Source organism: Mycoplasma collis ATCC 35278 (assembly GCF_000701825.1).
Lineage (GTDB): Bacteria > Bacillota_I > Bacilli_A > Mycoplasmatales > Metamycoplasmataceae > Mesomycoplasma_A > Mesomycoplasma_A collis.
The window spans coordinates 24,677-41,555 of record NZ_JNJY01000001.1; the positions used below are offsets into that span (position 1 = coordinate 24,677).

Sequence of the window (16,879 nt, forward strand, 5' to 3'; positions counted from 1 at the left end):
TTTAAAAATTAACTATTGAATTATTTTTTCTTTTGTTTCTTTTTTTATTGTATAAATAAGTTGCATGTCAAAAAATAAAACCTAGAGCCATAACAGCAAAGTAACTAACGAGTTTTAAAATAGAATCAGCTTTAAAAGGCTCGTTTACTATAAAAGGAAAAATATTGATTAATATAACTAAAAATATTAAAATCACCCCTATAACATAAAGAATTTTTTCTAAAATAAAAATTTTAATTTCTTTTGTTTTAATACTAATAACTAAAATTGAAATAATAGAAAAAATATATTGAGTGAAAAAAACAATAACTCCCGCTTCAATAATTGTGGCAAATTGATCTTTTAAATTTAAATAAAAAGGTATAATTCCTAACACTATCATCGAAATTATTGAAACAAAAATTACAAAATAAGTTGCAAATTTATATTCATTATTTTTATTTTTCTTTTCTAAAATACTTGGTATAAAACCATCTGTTGCTATTGAAGCGACAATTCTAGAATAATAAATTCCACTACTTAATGTTGAAGAAAAACTTCTAAAAAATGAACCTATTAAAAATAAAATAGACCCTGTTAGTCCAAAAACTTTTTTCATTAAATTACTAAATGAAATTGAATTATCCCCAATTTGAATTTTATCTACATCAAGAAAAAGGAATACTAAATAGAAAATAAAATAAAAAGTAAAAACTAAAATAAAAATAATGAATAATAAAGTTTTAAATCTTTTTGTTTTTACATCACTTGAAATGCCAGCTAAACCTTCAATTCCCCCAAATGAATAAAAGAAAAATAAAATACTAGAAGCAATAATTGCTGGTGTTATTTCATCATTTGATTCAAAAATGCTTGCAAATTTATAATTGCCAAAAGCTAAATAAATAATAATAAAAAAACCTATAAAAACAATTAATCATTTAAAAAAGCCTGTTATAAAAACAAATCATTTAGAAATTTTTAATCCTAATAAACTAATAAGCGTAATAACTACAAAAATACTAATAGAAAGTATTTGGTAAAGAAATTGATTTGAACTATCAAAATCACTAAGTAAATTTGAAAGTAAAAGTGGTGTAGATGCTGCAAATAAAGGTACTTGTGCGAATTGATTTCATCCTGAAAAAAATATTAAAAATCTATTTTTAGGAAATGCTTTTTTAGTATAAGCGTATGCTCCACCTAATTCTTTACCATATGCTTGTCCACCTCTAGAATAAGAAAGCATGGCAATCATTGCAATAAATGAAGTTAGAATAAAAATTAATATTCCCCAAGCTCCTTTTGAAATAATACTAGCAATCGTAACTATAAAACCAAAACCAATAATATAGTTTAAGCCGAAAAAAATAAAATTTTTCTCAGATAATTTATTTAATTTAGACATCATTCTCCTTTCATTTCTTAAGTTTTTCAGTGTTTTTAAAATGGATTTTAGCTATTTTTGAAAAATTATTTCAACCATTTTTTTCAATAAATTTTTTACCAAAATTTTCAATTATAGGATTTCAAGCTCCAAGAGGAAAATTTTCATTTCACTTAGAATTTTGCTTATTCATTAAATTTATTAAAGCATTTCTAGCTAAAATAGAAGCTGATGCAACTTCCAAATATTTTGATTCTGCTTTCATTTCAAAAAATAATAGATTAAATTGGTTAAAATGTTTTAGTTTAACTATTTTGTTATGAATTATTTTTTTAATATATTGTTCAATACTGTTTGTAGTTGAAAATTGATCAATTATTATTTTAAAGTTTATATCTTTAATATCTTCATAAAAAGAATTGAAAAATTTTTCAATTAATTCTAAATATGAAATCATTTTAATTTCATTAGCATTAATTTTAGCTTCTATCATTTTATTATAGTTATTTTGATTAAGTGCAACAGTTTTATAAAAACTATTTTTTTCAATAACACTAGCTAAATTTTTAATTTGTCTAGAACTTAATTTTTTTGAATCATTAATACCGATATTTTTTAAAGTTTTTCTTTGTTTTTTATTTAAAAAAACACATGTAAAAATAACAGGAGTAAAGTAATCTCCAACTCCCGTTTCATCACATCCTATTAAAAACTCATTTTCACTGATAGTCATAATTTTAAGTTATAGATGCTTCTTTATTATCTCTAGCTTGTCTAATTTTTAAGCTTTTTGCTATTTCTTTTTCAGGGGCTTTTAAAAACTTTTTAATATAATAACCAACACCGCCATCTTTATTAGATTTTTTCAATACGACAGTTGCTGTTCTTTTAACTCTAGCATCGCTATTAGCCATTGCGACAGCTATATTTGTGACTGAAAACATAGTAACATCATTAAAACCATCACCAATACTAATTGTATTTTCTCTTTCAATATGATAATATCTCATTAATAAAGAAATGACTTTTGCTTTATTAACCCCAACAGATGTAATATCAAAAACCGGGGTTAACCCTTCCCCTTTTGATCAAGAAGAAAATTCTCCTAAATCACCATACTTAGATTCTAAATATGTTTTTAATTCATAAACATCAGTTGTTGGTTTAACATCAAATACTATTCCTGTTGGTTTTAAAGGTATTTTATTTAAATTTAAACCTACTTTAAATTTAGGTAATTCATTAAATCCAAAAACTTTTTCAATATCGCTATCTCTTTTTTTAAGTTGAACTCAACCCGGACCTTCGATTGCAACGTTAGAAATTTCTTTTTTAATTTTTTTATCACCAAGTATGTATAACATTTCATTTAAATTTAAATATTTAATTCTTGGGATAAAAAATTCATCTTTGGGATTGTGGATATGTGCTCCATTATAGTTACCAATTACTGTATCTAATTCTAATAAATCATAAATAGGTTTGCTAGATCTTCAAGGACGACCAGTTACTATACAAATTATATGCCCTTGTTCTTTTGCTAATTTAATAGCTTCTATTGTTTCGGGGTGAATTTCCCCTGTTGCTGAATTGGATAAAACCGTTCCATCTAAATCAAGCGCAAATAAATATTGGGGTTTTTTACTTTTTTTCATTTCTCTCCTTTTTATGCTATTAATATAAATAATATATTAGCAGCAAAAAATATGAATAATGTTGAATCAAAGCGATCTAATAAGCCGCCATGATTACTAAATAAATTTGAAAAATCTTTTATTTTTAATTTTCTTTTAATATAAGAAAAAGCAAGATCGCCCACAACAGAAATTATAGGAAGGATAAAAACAAAAATTCAAATATAAATATTTTTATTATTGATATCATTAAAAATTGGGCTAAAAAACAAAATAAAAAATATAAAACTAAAACTCCCTAAATATGAAAAAATAAAACCTTCTCATGTTTTTTTAGGTGAAATTTTTGGAGCAAGTTTTTGTTTAATAAATTTATTACCAAAAAATTTTCCGCCAAAATAACCAAAAGTATCACTAATTGCTGAAAGAAAAATAAATAAAAAAGCTAATTCTGTTTTATAAAGTGTGGTTAAAATTAAAAATTTTGCAGATATAGGGATAAATAAAATAGCAAAATTTAAAATTAAAAATAATTTTATTTTTTTTATTTGATTTTTATTTTTGAAAATAAAAAATAAAAAATTAATTGAAAGTGTGTATAAAATTAGTGTTAAAAATTCTATGTAATCAAATTTTAAATATTGAACAAAATTTTTGAAACTTTGACTATTTTTTGAAAATTCTAAGATATTATCTTTTTTAACAAAAAAAATAATTATTGGTAAAAACGAAAATATAAATACTAAGATTTTATTTTTTTCCAAATGCCTTACTATTTCAAAAATTCCATATATACAAAACAAAATGCAAAATGTAGAAAATATAATTTTCCCAAAAAATCCACCATAAAAAGGAAGTGTAAAAATCGGGATAAAAAAAGCTAAAATTATTAATGCTATTATAATTCTTTTGCTTGTTGTATTTAAATTATAAAAAAAATTTTTCATTAAATTGTCATTAAATCTTTTTCTTTGTTTGCTGCAATTTCGTTAATTTTATCTATTTTTTTATTTATTAATTCTTGAATTTTATTTAAATATTGTTTTTCGCTATCTTCATTCAGTTCTTCATCTTTTTTAATATTTTTATTTATTTCTTGTCTGATTGCTCTAATTCCGACTTTTGCATCTTCAATAATTTTAGATAAACTTTTTACAAGTTCTTTTCTTCTTTCTGTTGTTAAAGGTGGAAATGTCAATCTTATTTGCGAACCTTCATTAACAGTTTGAACTGATAAATTTTGCGTTAATATTGTTGAATAAATTTCTTTTACAATATTTTGATCAAATGGTTTGATCAAAATTTGTGTAGGTTGAGGAATAGAAATTGATGCTAGTTGTTCAATAGGTGTCATCGAATCATAATAATTTATTTTTATATATGATACAATTTGTGGATTTGCTCTACCTGTTGAAATTTTTGCTAATTCTTTTTCAAAATGTTTAAAAACTTTAATAGATTTTTCTTCTATTTCTATTAAATATAATTCTAATTCCATTATTTAGTCACCTTTGTATGTTTTATTTTTCCTTCTATTGCTTTTAAAATTGAATTATCTTCGTTAATATCAAAAACTAAAATATCGATATTATTATCTCTAGCCATTGAAATTGAAGTTGAATCCATTACTTTTAAATTTTTTCTTATTACTTCATCAAATGAGATTACATCATATCTCTTTGCATCAGAAAAAATATTAGGATCTTTATCATAAACTCCATCAACCCCATTTTTACCAGCTAAGATAACATCAACTTTCATTTCTGAAGCATATAAAGTTGCCGCTGTATCAGTTGTAAAAAATGGACGTCCTGTCCCGCCGACAAAAATTAATATATCATTATTTTTTAAATATTTATCACTTTTTTCTTTAATGTAATACTCTGAAACTCTTTTATCAATACTTATTGATGAAAGAACTCTTGCATTTAAACCTTCCTGTTGGAAAACTGATTGTAAAGCTAACCCATTCATTACGGTTGCCAACATTCCAATATAATCAGCTCTATTTCTACCTAAACCATTTTTTTCAGCGGAAACTCCTCTTCAAAAATTACCGCCACCAACAACTATTGCAACTTTTACCTTTAATTCAATTATTTTTTTTAATTGATGAGCAATATTTTTTATTAAATTATAATCAATTGCTAGACTTTCTTTTTTATTAGCTAAACTTTCACCAGATAATTTTAATAATATTTTTTTATAATTCATATTTTTTTTATTTATAATTTCTTTCTTAAATTTTATTATTTTAAATTTTAGCACAATATATAAAAAAACGCTTTTTTTGCTTAAAAATAAGTATATAATTATTATTTTAAAGGTAGGTTTATGATGGCAACAGAAATAGTGACGCAAATAATTGGATGAATGGCTGCTATTTTGACGATATTATTCGGTTTACCTCAATTATATAAAGTTTGAAAACATAAAATAAACACTATTAATTTATTAGGTTTTTATATTTTATATTTTTCAATTGTTTTATGAAGCATTTTTGGATCTACTTTTGTTGAAAAAGCAATTAATGTAGTTGTTTCAAATATTTTATCTTTTTGAATATTACAACTAACAATAATTTTTATTTTAAAAAATAGAAAGGAAAAGAAAAACTTTTTTATTTTTACATTTTTATCGACTATGCTTTCATCAAGTGTGACAGTTTTTGATATAGTTGCTTTGATTAAAGATTTACAAGCAAAAGAATGAATGAGTTTATTATTTTCTATTTTAGCAGTAAGTGGAACTTCGTTCGCTTTTTTACCACAAACAATAAAAAGCATATATAAATGAAATGTTATAGGAATATCATCTGGTATGCTTTTTTTAGGATTTTTTATAAACTTTTTATGAGAGATTTTCTGATTTTTAATTGGCAATTTTTCAGCATCTATTATTTATATTTTAATAGTACAGATTATCGCTATGGTTTTATATTTAATTCAGATTGTTATTATTTTTACAAATTCTAAAAAAAGAAAAAAAATAAAAAATTAATCATTTTAAAACCCCGAGTTAAAAATTTTATTTAACTTGGGGTTTTAAAAATTATAATTTATTTTTATTTTTAACGTTTTTTAAATCTTTAAGTGTTGTTAAACTTTTATTTTTAAGTTTTATATTAATTAATTTAATTATATTTGAAATTTTATCACTATCATTATTTAAATCAAACAAATCTTTTTGATTATTTAATGAAGTAAGATTTAAAAAACCTACTGTTATTCTTTTTATATTTTTTTTATTTCAAATTTCTTCAAAAAGAATTGAAACTTTATTGTAAAAAAAATCAAAATCCCTTATATTGGTTGAAAATTTTATTTTTTTACTTGTTTCTTCGTTATCAAAAAACAATAAATTCAAAAAAAATGTATTAGATGCCATTAATTTTTTTTGCATTTTGTTGCTAATATCTAATGTTAATAATTTAAGTATACTTAGAAGTTTTTCTTTATTTTGATTTTCTTCATATTCTAAAGTATATTGTCTTGAAATTATTTTAGGATTTTTTTCTTCTTCGATAATTTTATCATCACCTTTAGAAATAAAATTATTACAAATGTTAAATAAATTTTTATCTAGTTTTTTATTGTTTTTGCAAAAAATTATAAAATCTTTAATTTTAAAAATGGAATTATTATTTAATTTTATTAAATATTTTTTCCCAATTCCGTTTATTGAACTAATATCTAGTCCACTTATTTCATTAGCTAAATCTTCTTTTTCAAAAATTTTAATTCCAAAAGGTTTAGCATAATTAGTTGCAAGTTTAGCTAAAATTTTATTGTATGAAATTCCTATAGAAATTGGCAAATTTAAATTTTTTTTTATTTCGTTCTGAATAAAAAGCGCCATATTTTTTTTTGATGAAAATTTTTTAGAAAAATTAGTTAAATCTAAAAAACATTCATCTATAGAAAATTTTTCAATTTTTTTAGTTATATTTTTTTTTAAAAAATTAAAAAAATTTTCTGATTCATCTAAATATAAATTCATATGAGGATTAATAACTACTAAATCAGGGAATTTTTTTAATAAAATTTCCACTGGATAAACAGTTGGTATATTCATTTTTTTTACTTCATATGATGATGAAATACTAATTGCATTTTTTCTTTTAGATGCAATAACAATTGGTTTGTTTTCTAATTTGGGATTTAATTTTCTTTCCGCTGAAACAAAAAATGAATCAATATCTATATGTGCTATAACTTTTTTTTTGATAGTCTTAATAAATTTAATTATTTTTTTTAGATTCTAAAATTTTAATTACGTCAGAAATAGTTTTAATTTCTAGTAATTCTTCATCTGAAATATAGATATTTAATTTATTTTCAATTTCAGTAATCAATTGTAATAAATCAAGTGAATCGATATCTAAATTAGAAATCAGAGAATTTTCATCGAATTTTTTACTAGTTAGCTTTTTTATTTCATCAAAAACAATTTTTTTCATAAAAAAAATTATACACTATGTTCAATATGAAAATAATAATTTTTATAAACTTTTTCATCTTCATAAATTCAGACAAATTCTACTTTTAAATTTTGATCGTCAAATATTTTATAATCAAATTTTATATCTCCAAATTGAACACCTCTTCTTCTTATAATGTCTTTTACGAAAAAAGTTACAAATTTTTCATTTAAAATTCCTTTTCCGCTTTCAATTTCTATATAATCATAATAATATCTTTCATTTATTTCAGGAAAAATTTCATCTTCCGAATAATTTGAGATATTGTTTATTAATTCACTTTTATCATCTAATTTATTAGGATCTAATTGTTTTTTATTATCTTTATTATTATTTGAGCTTATTTCACCACTTGGTTTCCAATAAAAAAAATAAAAACTAATACTCGAAGCTGAAATGACAAAAAAGAAAGATATAAAAATTATTAATAAATTTTTTTTAGATTTAAAAAAAGAACTAATTTTTTTGAAAAAATTACTCATTATCATCACTATTTTCTTCAAATTCTTCTTTTTTATATAATGTTTTTAAACCATTGATATCAATATTATCATTTAAGATAAAATCTAATTTTTTATTCTCCAATAAATAATGATCTATTTCATTTAATTCTTTGTTTTTGTATGATGTTAGATGTAATTTTACTATCCCATTATTTTTATCTAAAAAAGGTTTTTCGATTTTTTGACTATAATTTAAAAAAATATTTTTAAATTCATTATTTAAAAATATTTCGCTTTTTAATTTTAACAAACCTTGAAAATTATACGGAATTAAAAAGCCATTTTTTGAATAAATATTATTTTCATTTATGGTTTTTTGTTTTAATATATCGTAATAAGTGAAATCTACAATTTTAATTTGTCCAATAATTTTTTTACCGTTTATAACCAGATTATTGTTGTAATTGCTTACTTTTTCAAAATTTAATTTTAATTTTTCATTATTTTCAATTGGAATATCAGTTAAATTAAAAGCTTTTAAATCAAAATCTTTATCAAAAATTTCATTAGGATAAATATCATTATTTGTTGCTACATCAAACAAAACTTCATTATGTAAACCGTTGATTAATTTTCTTGGAAAAAAATAAATATTATTGTAATATTTTTTTTCATATTCACTTTCATAATATTCTGACAATTTATTATTACTTTCTATTCTAATAACTTTAACAGTTTTAAACTCAATAGGTTTATGAGCGTCGAATTCAACTATTTTGTTAAAATTTTTTATTTTTGTTAAATTAGTTTGAATAACTATGTTGTCTGAGATTTCCTGATTTTTATCATCTAATTCAACTTCACTAGCAATTATTTTTATATTTTTAATTTCTGAAAATTCTTTTTTTAAGTGTGAAAAAGGGAATACAAAAACTCCATAACCATCATTAGGAATTTTATTTATAACCTTATATTCAATTAATTGATCATTTATGTAAATATTTATTTTTATAAATTTTTCTAATTTAGTAAAATGGGTGATTTTGATTGAAAAAGCATCTGATTTTAAATATCTTTTTATTTCAATAAAGTTCTTATGACTATTAAAATTATCAAACTTAAAAATTATTTCTTTTTTAAAATCTGAATCACTAAAAACAATATTTTTTTCAGATTGTAATTCTTGATTATTTACTACAATAGGAACATTAACCATATAAATAAAATAAAAATCTATCTAAAGCTTTATTCATTGTTTTATAATATGTTGTTTTTGATCAACGATCTTTAAATCAGTTTTTATCATTTTCAATAAATTCTTTTTTAATAACATAAACATATTCAGGTTCTAATAATTTTATAATTTTTTCAAATGTAGATTCTTGTTTTATATCTCTAAGCATAGATGGTGGAGTGCTTTTGCCAATTTTTTCTCCTAGATTTAATTCTAGAGATTGACTAAATTTTATTTTTTTATGCATAACATATAAACTTGCTACAAAATTTCTTTTTTCTATGTAAGAAAGCATTTTTTGATTTTTCATTTTTCCTCCTGTTAATTATTAATAGAAAATATGAATGTATAAATCAAAAAAATAAAAAAAAATAGGAAAAAGATTTTTCCTATTAATTATTTTGAAAATTTAATTATTTAATTTTTGATTTCTAAAAAATATTCATCAAGTTGTTCTTCAGTAACTTCAGATGGGGATTCTATAATTAAATTAGCTCCTTTTGAATTAACAGGGAAAGGAATAACATCTCTTATAGATTCTGAATTAGTTAAAATCATGATTAAACGATCCAAACCAAAAGCAATTCCGCCATGAGGGGGAACGCCATATTCTAAAGCTTTTAAAAAGAAACCAAACTGTGAATTAATTGTTTTTTCATCCATATTTATAATTTCGAACATTGATTTTTGAATTTCAGAATCATTAATTCTTATAGAACCCCCAGCAATTTCAAATCCATTTAATACTAAATCATAAGCTTTAGCTTTGGCTAAAGCTGGATTATCTTTATAAAATTTTAGTGACTCTTCTTGAAACATAGTAAATGGATGGTGTGCAGCGCTATATTTATTAGTCACAGCGTCATATTCATACATAGGTCAATTAACAATTCAAGCAAATTTATATAAATCTTTATTTTCACCAACTAAATCAAACATATTATTTAATTCAACTCTTAATGAACCTAGTCCTTGACAAGTATTGCCGTATTCATCATTTATAATAAATAAAGTACCTGATTTAAATTTATTTTGTAAAATAAAATGATTTATTTTTGAAAAGGACTGTAATTTAAAGGAACTAGAGATAATTTGCCCATTTTGCACAATTAAATATAAAAGTCTATTAGCTTTATTTTTTCTTACAATTTCATCTAGATGTTTAAAATTTTGTTTAGTAATTTCAATATTTTCTAAAAATAATGCTTTTGTTGTAGTTTGAGAAAATAAAAATTCATTTTTATCGTTTAATTCGTTAGCATTAATTAATTTATTTTCAAATCTCAAATCTGGTTTATCACTACCATATTCTTCAATTGCATCATCATAATTAATTCTTATAAAAGGTGTATCTATTTTTAAACCTAATTTATTAAATAAATAGTTCATCATTTTTTCAATAAAATCTTGAATATCTTTTTCATCAACAAAAGACAACTCTAAATCTAATTGATAAAATTCGAATTGGCGATCTTTTCTTAAATCTTCATCACGAAATACTTTTGCAAATTGATAATATTTTTCAAAACCAGAAATCATTAATATTTGTTTAAATAATTGTGGTGATTGAGGCAGAGCAAAAAACTGGCCTTTTTTTCTAGTTGGAACTAAAAAATCTCTAGCCCCTTCAGGGGTTGATTTGGATAAAATAGGTGTTTCAATATCAATAAAATCATTTTCATCTAAAAAATTTCTTAAGTGTTTAAAAACATTATGTTTGAAAATAATATTGTTTTTGATTTTATTTCTTCTTAAATCTAAAAAACGATATTTTAATCTAGTTTCTTCAGCTACATTAATATCATCGTCAATTTCAAATGGAAGTTCTTTAGCTTTTGAAAAAATATCAATTTTTTCAGCTATTATTTCTATTTGTCCTGTATCGATATTATTGTTATAACTTTTTCTCTCAGTTACTATACCTTCTACTTTGATTACATATTCTTTAGCTAAAGATAATTTTAAAATTTCAGGATTAAAAACAACTTGAGTTATACCTCACCTATCTCTTAGATCTAAAAAAATTAAGTTCTTAAATTTTCTTAAATTATGAACTCATCCATATAAAACAACTTTTTTGCCAGTATCTTCCAAACGTAATTGATTGTTATTAATTTTTTTCATCATTCCACCTATTTTAATTTATTTTTTCTAATGTGAAAACTTCTTTTTTGCCATTAATTAGATTTTTTACTGTGAATTCAAAGGAATTTTGATTTTTTTCAATAAATATTATATTTTTTGCATTATTTTTTTTAGCTTGTTCAAATATTTTTTTAGGACTTAAATTTTTCTTATTAAATTCTACTTTATAATTTAAATCTCTTAACTTATTTATAACTTTTAAAAGTAATTCATATTCATTTTCGTTTATTATACCCACATAATAATCAATATATTCATTGATTAAAATATTTGAATTGTATTTAATTATTTCTAAAATTCGATCAATTCCAATTGCAAAACCAATGGCAGAAATTTCAGGGCCACCAAGTTCTTGAAATAAATGATTATATCTACCGCCACCAATTAGTGTGGTTTTTGTTCCTAATGCTTTTGATTGAGAAACAAATTCAAAAACAAGATCATTGTAATAATCAAGGCCGCGAACAAGTGAATAATCTATTTCAAATTTAATGTTATTTTCTTTCAATAAATTAGTTAATTTATTAAAATAATCTTTCGATTCATCACTTAAAACCTCAATAATTTTAGGTGCATTTTTTACAAATTCTTTATCTTGTTCTACTTTATCATCTAATATTCTAAGTGGATTTTTTTCAATTCTTTCTAAAGAAATATCGGATAATTGATCTTTAAAATTAGTGAAATATTTTTTTAAAATATTTATATATAAAAGCTTTTCTTCTTTAGAACCTAAGTAATTTATTTTTAGCGTATAACCATCAATTTTTAAATCTTTTAAAAAATTAACTGCAAAATGTAAAACTTCAAAATCTAAATAAATATTTTTTGGGGATAAAAATTCAATTCCAGCTTGATAAAATTGTCTAAATCTTCCTTTTTGCGGCCTTTCATAACGAAATTGTGGACCAAAATAATGAAATTTTTGATTAGTTAAATACAATTTATTTTCAATAATAGCTCTTGCTACTGGGGCTGTTCCTTCTGGGCGAAGAGCTATGAGTCTATCACCTTTATCTTTAAAACTATACATTTCTTTATTAACAATATCTGATTGCTCACCTGATGTACGAGAAAAAAGATTATAATATTCAAAAATAGGAGTTTCAATTAAACTTGAATTATAAATATTCGCTTTTTTAAAAAAAATATTTTTTATTTTTTCAAAAAGTATTGCATCCGCTTTAAAAAAATCACGAGTACCTTTAACTTTAAAATACATTTTTTATTCCTTTGGATTTAATCTTTAAAATCGTTAATATTAATAAAAGTTTGCTCATTAATTTTTTGAACATTTCAATATTTGTTATCAATTCTAGATTTTTTTCATTTATTTCTTAAAGTTTCAAAAAATAATCAAACATTTGTTGCGATAAACAATGATGAAAATGTTCCAAATACAATACCAACAAAAAGTGAAACATTAAAGAAAATGTTTGTTGAATCTTTGAAAAACATCAAAATAACAATAATGATTACTGTAGTTAAAGAAGTATAAACAGACCTTTTTATTGTTTCTTTTATAGTAGTTGTTACAATTTTTTTAAGATCATCTTTAGTATGATATTTTTTATACTCATTTCTTTTCAACAACTCTTTAATACGATCAAATACAACTATTGTATCATTGACTGAATAACCAATAACTGAAAGAATTCCTGCAATAAATATCGGAGAAATAGTAAGTCTTGTTATAGCGAAGAATAAAATAACTATTATCACATTTAAAGTTAATGAAAATATAGCTGCAATTGAAAAAGTTCATTTCATTCTAATTAAAATATATAAAGAAACAATAAACAACGCAATAACAATTGAAATAATTGCATTATTTGTTAAATTTTGTGCTTCAATTGACGAAATACTATAGTTAGTGGTTTTAATATTACTAAATTGATTAATTAATTTATCATTTATTAAATTTAAATCATTAGTAATATCTTTTTGTGTTTTAATTGTAACATTATAAAAATCATTTATACTGTCAGATTTATTTACATAAATATCATTAACATTATCAATTAATTTTTCATTTATTAAAAATTGTTTAATTTCATTAGCTTTATCAAGTGTTATTCCACCTTGATCTAAATTGTTAGCACTAATAGAAATGTTAGTTCCACCACTAAATTCTAATGATAATTGAAAACCAGCTGAAATTTTTTTGTTTATTATTCAAAAAACGACAAAAGTTATTAAAGCGATAGCTATAAAAGCAATAATCCCATAACTATAGTATTTAATTTTGCTATTATAGTTTGGCCTTTCTCAATAACTTATATAACCTTTAGAGTATTTTTCAATGTACTTACTATTTATTCCTAATAATCAAAGTTTTTTTTCAAAAACACCTGTTTTTAATAATAAATTAGATAAAAATCTTGTAAAGAACAACATCATTAACAATGTAAATAAAATTGAAAACATCAAAGTAATTGAAAATGCTTTAATTTCTTTTGTACCAAAGAAAAATAAAACAATTGCAACTAATAAAGTTGTAATATTTGAATCAATTATTGTAAAAAATGAAAACTTATTCGATTGCGCATTAGCCTTGACTATACTAGATTTATTAAAAATTTCTTTTTTAAACCTTTCAAATGAAATAATATTTGCATCAACCGACATCCCTACCCCTATAATTAGCGCAGCTATTGAAGAAGGTGAATATTCTCCTCTTACAACTGTAAAAAATAACAAGGTTAAAAATATATATAAACTCAGTGAAATAGTTGTTAATACACCAAGCAATCCATAATTAACAATCATAAAAATAGCAATGATGATAATTGAAATCATTCCCGCTATTAAAGCTAGATTAAACGAATTATCACCCAACTCTTTTTCTACAAATGAAGAAGATAAAAATCTAAGTGAATAATCATCAATTCCAAAATTAATATTTGAAGCTAATTGCTTTGCTTCTGGTGCTTTAAAATTTCCTTGGATTACAAAAGAAGAATCTGAAAGAATGCTATTTACTTGCGCCGATGAAATTAAATATTTTTTTGCATCAAATTGATGAGTTTTTAATGTAGGAATTAAAGGTGTGTTTCTATTTTCTGCGTTTGGTTTGAATTCAATTTCACTTTTCTCACCAACATATGCAAAATTTAATGGTTTAAAATTAGCATTTTGTCATTCATCCGGGAATTCATTAAATGCTTTTAATAAATATTCTTTATAATTTTGTCAAATTAAAATAACGTTGTTGTTTGTTAAACCCAAAATATATTCGGTTGCTTTAGATCATTCTCTTTGTGCATTTTTATCAGCTAATTCAATTTTAATTTGTTGCTGACCATTAGAATCCAGCTGATCTTGCGCTGATCCTTGTTTAAAAGGTGGAACATATATAGCTTCATCAAGTTCTTCAATTTCATTTTTATTTGAAAAGTCAATTTTAATGCTATTATCAAATTTCCCATTTTTAAATATAGGATTACCTTGATTATCAGTTAAAATTATTCTTTGTTTGGAAACAATTTCATTAATAAATAAGTTTAATTGTTCATTAGTTTCAATTCCACTTCTAGAAACTCTAATCTTACCATCACCTTCATTAGAAACTCTTGTTCCATTCAAACCTGCACTACCTGATAGACGTTCAAAAGTAGCTTTATCAATTCTTTTAAGTTTGGCATCATCAATTTTATTTGTTTCACTTTTTTCAGAATCAGTGACTTGAATTAAAACTTCAGCACCTCCACCATATTCAATAGATTTATTAATATTTTGGGAAATGTAATATTTTGAGCCAAAAGATATTGAAATTATCGCAAAAGAAAAAGTGAAAAAGAGAATTAATCATCTTTTTCAATTTTTCGCTCTAAAAATATTCTTAATAAAAGTTTTAAACATAATTTAATTTTAAATTATAATATAAAAATTAAAAATAATGTTATATAAATTATATAATAACCATATTTTACGTTAATTAGTTTCCGTTTTTATACTTTTAAGATAATCTTTGCCTTTATGAGTAATTTTTCTTCCTTTACTTGTTTTTTCAATTAAATTTAATTCTAGTAATTTTGGTTCAATATTATTTATGATGTTTTCTTTAGATTCTTTTAAAATACCAGATATAACATTTAAGGAAGTTGATTTATCTCTAAAAATATTAGAAAGTAATTTTATGTATTCAAGATGCATATTACTTAAGCCATGCATATATATCCCAATACTTTCTAAAGTTTTGTCAATTAAATCTTTTTCAATTATTTTAATGTTTTCATAAATAGAAAAATCTCTAATTCTTTTAATGATGTTTATAGCTATTCTTGGTGTATTATTTGCAAAGCTCACCAAATATTCTATTAACGAAGAGTCAATTTTTAAATTTAATTTATTAATTGCATTTTCAAAAATTTTTATCATTTCGTTTTTATTGTAAAAATTTAATTTTCCTACATACCCAAAACGATCTTTAAGTGGCTGAGATATTCTATCGAATTTTGTTGTAGCCCCAAAAATTGTAAAAGAAGGCAATTTCATTCTCATAATTTTAGCTTCGCCTTCAGGACCTATTTGAACATCAATAACATTTTCTTCCATAGCAGTGTAAAATAATTCTTCAATGTTTTTATTTATTGAATGAATTTCATCAATAAAAATAATATTATCTTTTTGAATAGAAGCAAAAATTGTTAAAATATCTGATTTTTTTTCGATTAATGAGCCTTGAACAAATTTAATAGGTTTATTAAATTCTGCTGAAATTATTTTTGCTAGTGTTGTTTTACCTAAGCCAGGCGGGCCATATAACAAAATATGATCTAATGATTGTTTTCTTTTTTCTGCTGAATGTATTAAAACTTTTAACGTTTGTAAAATTTTATTTTGACCAATAAATTCATTAAAATTTTTAGGTCTGATTTCTAAATTCTCTTGCATTTGAAATTATTTTAATCGCTTCTTCTACAAGTAATTCAAAATTTTCATTAGGTTTTATTGTAGAAATTGCATAATCTATTTGTTTTGTTTTAAATCCTAATATTTTTAACGTATCTTTTAATTCAAAAGCTATTTTATCTTCTAAATTATGTTTTGTTACATTTATGCTATTATCTAATTCATTACCAGTTATTATATTTTTGGAATAGTTTTGTAAAACCCTAATATATTTATTTTGAAATTGGAAAATAATTTGTTTTGCAATTTTATTATTTATATAAGGAATTTTAGCAATTTTTTCTTCGTTACCTTCAGAAATTAACAATGAACAAGTTTCTCAACCTTCTCCAATAAATGACATTGCAATTTTCGGACCTATTCCATTAATTGATAAAAGATCTTCAAATAAAATTCTTTCACGCATATTATCAAAACCATAAGTTATTTTTGAATAATCATTTTCTCAGTTATAAACATATATTTTTCTATTTTCTCCTTTGTTATATATATTTGTATCCGATACATAAATAATATATCCTGTACCATTTTTATCTAAAATAACATAATTTTTGTTCTTGGAAACAATTTTTCCTATTTTATAAATTTCCATAACACCTCCAAGCAATAATATTTTTTTTTGAAAAAAATTCAGAAAAATGAAAAAATATAGGAAAAATATTT

Annotated in this window: 17 protein-coding genes; 1 reads left to right on the forward strand and 16 read right to left on the reverse strand. The window is 22.2% G+C overall.

The window, feature by feature from the left end; all coding sequences use genetic code 4:
• Position 1 precedes the first annotated feature (1 nt).
• From T403_RS0100095 to pyrH, 6 genes are read right to left on the reverse strand one after another with little or no spacing between them, the layout of a single operon-like run.
• Complete coding sequence (locus T403_RS0100095) at positions 2 to 1,387, reverse strand: APC family permease (protein WP_033160791.1); 1,386 nt, start codon at positions 1,385 to 1,387, stop codon at positions 2 to 4.
• Entirely contained in the window at positions 1,380 to 2,099 is a 720-nt protein-coding gene (locus tag T403_RS0100100) for a ribonuclease HIII (protein ID WP_033160792.1), read from the reverse strand. The genes T403_RS0100095 and T403_RS0100100 overlap by 8 nt, the downstream gene beginning before the upstream one ends.
• A 4-nt stretch (positions 2,100 to 2,103) precedes the next feature.
• Positions 2,104 to 3,021 (reverse strand): Cof-type HAD-IIB family hydrolase, encoded by a 918-nt coding sequence (locus tag T403_RS0100105; protein WP_033160793.1) that lies wholly within the window; start codon positions 3,019 to 3,021, stop codon positions 2,104 to 2,106.
• Positions 3,022 to 3,032: 11 nt separating this feature from the next.
• Positions 3,033 to 3,947: a phosphatidate cytidylyltransferase gene (locus T403_RS04190; protein ID WP_051619008.1), complete on the reverse strand. Its 915-nt coding sequence runs from the start codon at positions 3,945 to 3,947 to the stop codon at positions 3,033 to 3,035.
• Positions 3,947 to 4,498, reverse strand: a complete 552-nt coding sequence (gene frr / locus T403_RS0100115; protein ID WP_033160794.1) for a ribosome recycling factor — start codon at positions 4,496 to 4,498, stop codon at positions 3,947 to 3,949. The genes T403_RS04190 and frr overlap by 1 nt, the downstream gene beginning before the upstream one ends.
• On the reverse strand, positions 4,498 to 5,214 hold the full coding sequence (gene pyrH / locus T403_RS0100120) for a UMP kinase (RefSeq protein WP_033160881.1): 717 nt from the start codon (positions 5,212 to 5,214) through the stop codon (positions 4,498 to 4,500). Before pyrH ends, frr begins: the two co-directional genes overlap by 1 nt.
• Positions 5,215 to 5,334: 120 nt before the next feature.
• Here pyrH and T403_RS0100125 point away from each other — a divergent pair, with 120 nt between their 5' ends.
• Positions 5,335 to 6,000 (forward strand): hypothetical protein, encoded by a 666-nt coding sequence (locus T403_RS0100125; RefSeq protein ID WP_033160795.1) that lies wholly within the window; start codon positions 5,335 to 5,337, stop codon positions 5,998 to 6,000.
• Positions 6,001 to 6,051: 51 nt separating this feature from the next.
• Here the strand turns inward: T403_RS0100125 and T403_RS0100130 are convergent, their stop codons facing one another.
• The 10 genes from T403_RS0100130 to ruvA all read right to left on the reverse strand — a co-directional run bounded on the left by T403_RS0100130 (position 6,052) and on the right by ruvA (position 16,808).
• Entirely contained in the window at positions 6,052 to 7,248 is a 1,197-nt protein-coding gene (locus T403_RS0100130) for a Y-family DNA polymerase (protein WP_084273821.1), read from the reverse strand.
• Positions 7,241 to 7,459 carry a phosphopantetheine-binding protein gene (locus T403_RS0100135; RefSeq protein ID WP_033160797.1) on the reverse strand — a complete coding sequence of 73 codons (219 nt, stop codon included), beginning with the start codon at positions 7,457 to 7,459 and terminating at the stop codon, positions 7,241 to 7,243. Before T403_RS0100135 ends, T403_RS0100130 begins: the two co-directional genes overlap by 8 nt.
• Before the next feature lie 8 nt (positions 7,460 to 7,467).
• Positions 7,468 to 7,962: an MHO_1590 family protein gene (locus tag T403_RS0100140; protein WP_169734592.1), complete on the reverse strand. Its 495-nt coding sequence runs from the start codon at positions 7,960 to 7,962 to the stop codon at positions 7,468 to 7,470.
• Positions 7,955 to 9,139, reverse strand: coding sequence for an MHO_1580 family protein (locus tag T403_RS0100145; RefSeq protein WP_033160798.1), 1,185 nt, complete (start codon positions 9,137 to 9,139; stop codon positions 7,955 to 7,957). The genes T403_RS0100140 and T403_RS0100145 overlap by 8 nt, the downstream gene beginning before the upstream one ends.
• Positions 9,132 to 9,467 carry an MG284/MPN403 family protein gene (locus tag T403_RS0100150; protein WP_051619010.1) on the reverse strand — a complete coding sequence of 112 codons (336 nt, stop codon included), beginning with the start codon at positions 9,465 to 9,467 and terminating at the stop codon, positions 9,132 to 9,134. Before T403_RS0100150 ends, T403_RS0100145 begins: the two co-directional genes overlap by 8 nt.
• 107 nt (positions 9,468 to 9,574) lie before the next feature.
• A complete protein-coding gene (aspS, locus tag T403_RS0100155; RefSeq protein WP_033160799.1) occupies positions 9,575 to 11,284 on the reverse strand; it encodes an aspartate--tRNA ligase in 1,710 nt (569 codons plus the stop codon).
• A 10-nt stretch (positions 11,285 to 11,294) separates the two neighbouring features.
• A complete protein-coding gene (gene hisS, locus T403_RS0100160) occupies positions 11,295 to 12,524 on the reverse strand; it encodes a histidine--tRNA ligase (RefSeq protein ID WP_033160800.1) in 1,230 nt (409 codons plus the stop codon).
• Between the two features lie 17 nt (positions 12,525 to 12,541).
• Positions 12,542 to 15,163 carry a protein translocase subunit SecDF gene (secDF, locus tag T403_RS0100165; RefSeq protein WP_033160801.1) on the reverse strand — a complete coding sequence of 874 codons (2,622 nt, stop codon included), beginning with the start codon at positions 15,161 to 15,163 and terminating at the stop codon, positions 12,542 to 12,544.
• 72 nt (positions 15,164 to 15,235) lie between these two features.
• Positions 15,236 to 16,198, reverse strand: coding sequence for a Holliday junction branch migration DNA helicase RuvB (ruvB, locus tag T403_RS0100170; RefSeq protein WP_033160802.1), 963 nt, complete (start codon positions 16,196 to 16,198; stop codon positions 15,236 to 15,238).
• Positions 16,170 to 16,808: a Holliday junction branch migration protein RuvA gene (gene ruvA / locus T403_RS0100175; RefSeq protein WP_033160803.1), complete on the reverse strand. Its 639-nt coding sequence runs from the start codon at positions 16,806 to 16,808 to the stop codon at positions 16,170 to 16,172. Before ruvA ends, ruvB begins: the two co-directional genes overlap by 29 nt.
• Positions 16,809 to 16,879: the final 71 nt, after the last annotated feature.